The sequence below is a fragment of the Bradyrhizobium sp. STM 3843 genome (assembly GCF_000239815.1).
Lineage (GTDB): Bacteria > Pseudomonadota > Alphaproteobacteria > Rhizobiales > Xanthobacteraceae > Bradyrhizobium.
Window position 1 is genome coordinate 1 of the sequence record NZ_CAFK01000235.1, and the last position, 3334, is coordinate 3334.

At 59.7% G+C, this 3334-nt stretch carries 5 protein-coding genes; 2 read left to right on the plus strand and 3 right to left on the minus strand.

Going from position 1 to position 3334, the window contains the following annotated elements; all coding sequences use genetic code 11:
- Window positions 1-260 (minus strand): hypothetical protein (locus tag BRAS3843_RS41925; protein ID WP_035982622.1); only part of this gene is annotated, 260 nt, incomplete at its 3' end.
- A 296-nt stretch (window positions 261-556) separates the two neighbouring features.
- Here BRAS3843_RS41925 and BRAS3843_RS24390 point away from each other — a divergent pair.
- Window positions 557-1009: a DUF1127 domain-containing protein gene (locus BRAS3843_RS24390; RefSeq protein WP_347379588.1), complete on the plus strand. Its 453-nt coding sequence runs from the start codon at window positions 557-559 to the stop codon at window positions 1007-1009.
- A gap of 397 nt (window positions 1010-1406) precedes the next feature.
- Here the strand turns inward: BRAS3843_RS24390 and BRAS3843_RS24395 are convergent, their stop codons facing one another.
- Window positions 1407-1901: a DUF302 domain-containing protein gene (locus tag BRAS3843_RS24395; RefSeq protein ID WP_008971750.1), complete on the minus strand. Its 495-nt coding sequence runs from the start codon at window positions 1899-1901 to the stop codon at window positions 1407-1409.
- 96 nt (window positions 1902-1997) lie between these two features.
- Window positions 1998-2768 carry an alpha/beta hydrolase gene (locus tag BRAS3843_RS24400; RefSeq protein WP_008971751.1) on the minus strand — a complete coding sequence of 257 codons (771 nt, stop codon included), beginning with the start codon at window positions 2766-2768 and terminating at the stop codon, window positions 1998-2000.
- A gap of 213 nt (window positions 2769-2981) precedes the next feature.
- On the opposite strand from BRAS3843_RS24400, the gene BRAS3843_RS24405 reads away from it, so the two are divergent.
- Window positions 2982-3334 (plus strand): cupin domain-containing protein (locus BRAS3843_RS24405; protein ID WP_035982620.1); only part of this gene is annotated, 353 nt, incomplete at its 3' end.

Consider the following 3334-nt stretch of genomic DNA (forward strand, 5'->3'; position numbering starts at 1 on the left):
CGCCGCCGCCCAACGCGATTGACGCCGCCATTTGCGTTGCCACCGACGTTGTGGCGGACCGCAGCTCGCGCCACCGGACGAGGCCTGAGCACGACGCCAGGCCTCGCCACGCAGCCGACGGGGTAGCCGACATACGTGCAGTAGATCACGGCCTTAGCGGGTGCCGGGGTGAGGGTGGCACCTGCAAGCCCCAACAAAATGCTGACGGACAGTCCCGCAATCGTTGCGGACTTGATGAAAGAGTCCGTTCGCTGATGCATCGTGATCCTCCTCGTCCCACTTGCGAATATGACTGGAGCCGCGTCGACGCGGCCAAACCGAACCTGAGCGCCGCGGGTTGTCCGACGTTGATATGGATCAATGGTGAAGGGCACCGCGAGGTCCCTTGATCTTGCGCGATCGCTGTGGTAACTAAGTAGCATGATCAACGTCGTGCGCATCACGAACCGTAAACACATGACCCGCTTCCGTTGGGCCATGGAGGGAGTCGTGCGCTAGGAATTCGACGCAGCGATCTTTTCACCAGGCCCCGCCGGCATCGGACGGGGCCTTTTGTTTGGCCACGCTCCTGCCGGCACAACAGCAGGAGCATCCGATGCCACCCCACCAGACGAACCTCACACCCGAGACCGGGCGCGATGCCGCACGGCTCGGCCTCTCCGTCGCGTTGCTGAAAGTCGCCACGGACGACGCTTTGCGAGCGGTGCGCCCCGATGCGTCCATCGCAGCGTTGAGAGACGCCTTGTCTGAAAAGGATGCGGCTGGACCACCGGCCGTATCGGCGCCGGGCATCTTGAGCCTGTTCAAGCGATGTTGGCGTGCGCTTCAGGAGCGGCGCCAACGCCAGAGTTTACGCGCCAGCTTGTACGACTTGTGCGACCTGAGCGACAGAGAGCTGATGGATATCGGCTTGACGCGCGCTGAGATCGACTTCATCGCCCCTCACCGAGCGATCGACAGGCTCAGAGACCGCATGACGTATCCATGGCTGTCCCGGGGCGTGATGTAGCTGACGGCGAGTCACCGCAAATTCTGCATACGACGCTCAGTAGGGCGGATCAGCGAAGCGTGATCCGCCGTTCTTCGAAGCCGGGTGCGATGTAAAGTAGACCAATTCCGCTTTTGGTTCAAAGCGAAGGTGGGACGCAGCCATGTTGATTGAGCACGAGGAATTTGACCTAGGACGTGGACGCATAACGCGCGGCCAGCCATAGCTGGATAGATGCGAGTTGGATGAAGGCAAGGTCGTTTCCCGCAAGCCTGTCGAGGCGGTGAGAGTGACAAGAAGTGTCTTGTATATGCAGGAATTTTCCTTCCGGTGTCTGGCTCGCGTCATGACCACGCCCGTCGCGTTCGTCGAATTGGTGTGAGTTACCCTCGTCCATCGGCCCAAGACGTCATCCGCTTTAGCTCGCACATTCGCGTAGCAAGGTCATGATCTTCGCATCGAGATCTCGGGCGACGGCAAGGGCTTCGGAGCTGCCATAGCGCAGCAGATAGCTCTCCATCTTGTCATAAGAGATGTGCACGCCATCGGGACGCTCATCGATCAGCACTGTGACTGGAGCATAGGAGCCAGCATCGGGCACGTGCTTGACCATTTCTTTCATGATCAGCGGATTGCCGATCACAATCCGTATGATCTTGGGTGTCGTGGAGCCGGCTTCGCGACGCAGAATGTCGCCCAAGTCAAATTCAGCGAAGAGCATCAGGCCCGTTCGGCCGAGGCCAGCATGTACGACGCGTTGCAAATCCGGGAAGGATTTCGTCGCCTTCGTCTCCTTGAAGAATTCGACCATGTCGGGTTGCCCGACCGCCGACTTGAGCGCGGCCACAACAGCATCGAATGGTTTTAAGCTCGTGAGGCTGAAACGCTCCACCTCGATTTTAGCGATTGTCATTGGTCCTCCGTAACTACTCTTATGGATCGAGTGCCTCTGATTGCGTCGGAACGCGGCATGAGCGCTCCCGGCACGAACACGCCGGGAGCGGTACCGTCACTTCGCGAGTGTGGCCTTTTCGATCACCGCCGCGACTGCATCGGCATGAACGACGAGCGAAGCATGACTGCCGGCGACTTCCGTCGTCTGCGCCTTCATCCTGGATGCGAAAAGCTTTTGGGCCTCGGGTGCGATGACCTTGTCCTTGGTGCTGATCACGTAGAACGTTGGCTTGTCACGCCAGGCGGCCACGTCGACGGGGGCTTCGAACGCAACGTGGTTCAATGGCAGCTGCGAATTGGCCAGGTGCTCAGCGATTTCGGGAGGAAGGTCAGCCGCGACGGCTGACGGAAAGACCTTCGGATCGATGTACAAATTGCCCTTCGAGTCGGGATGGATCGCATTGCCGCCTTCGGTGGGCGGGCCGGCGTTTGCCAGCGACGCCAGGGATTCACCTATCTCCGGCGCAAAGGCGGAAACATAGACCAGCGCCGACACCTTGGGATCGTTGCCGGCTTGGGTGATCACCACGCCGCCCCATGAGTGGCCGACCAGAACCGTCCTGCCGTCCTGCTTTGCGAGCGCCTGCTTGGTGGCATCAACATCAGCAGCAAGGGAGGTGAGCGGATTCTCGACGAGCGTGACGTTGTAGCCTTTCTTCGTGAGAATATCGGCAACGGGCTGCCAGCTCGTCTGATCCACGAAAGCGCCGTGCACGAGCACGATGTTGTGGGCAGCGCCCTTGGGCAATTCGGCGGAACGGACGGAGCTGACCAATGTCGTTCCGGCCAGAAGTACGGTGGCTAGTGAGAGGAGGTTATTTATCATTGAATGTTCCTGTTGGCATGTCGGACTGATGCAGTCCGGTGGAATGGACAGGCGTTTCCAGAGAGGTCGCGGTTCTTCCATCTGCTGTTCGCGAAATGGTTGCCGCTCATCGTCGGCCCGCCGCGCCATGACCTATTCCGCGGACCTTCCGGACGATAGAGATCAATCGTCCAGATGTTGTGTCCAATCGTCCACCGATCTAATGTCGGCGACATGGACATACTCGCCCAAGTGCTCGATCGCATACGTCTCAGCGGGACGCTGCTCTTTCACTTCGAGCTGGGCCATCCCTGGCGTCTTGAGTTGCCGCAGCGTCCCTACGCTCTGTTTCACTATCTCAGCCAGGGCTCAGCGACCCTTGCGGTCGGGCAGGAGCAGGAAATCCAGATGACTGGGGGCGACTTTGTCGTCATCACGCGCGGAGAGCCCCATGTGTTTTATTCGGATCGCCGGGCCGAGCCTTTGCGGATCACGGATATCGATCGATTGTCGCCGCGTCTTGGCTTCATTCGTCACGGCGGCCGTGCAAAGCCGCTCTCGACCATGCTCTGCGGCAATTTCACGGT

What these genes read in the sequence shown, in the direction of transcription:
- BRAS3843_RS24400 (WP_008971751.1), bottom strand. Translation starts at nt 2,768, where the DNA reads ATGATAAATAACCTCCTCTCACTAGCCACCGTACTTCTGGCCGGAACG.
- BRAS3843_RS24395 (WP_008971750.1), bottom strand. Translation starts at nt 1,901, where the DNA reads ATGACAATCGCTAAAATCGAGGTGGAGCGTTTCAGCCTCACGAGCTTA.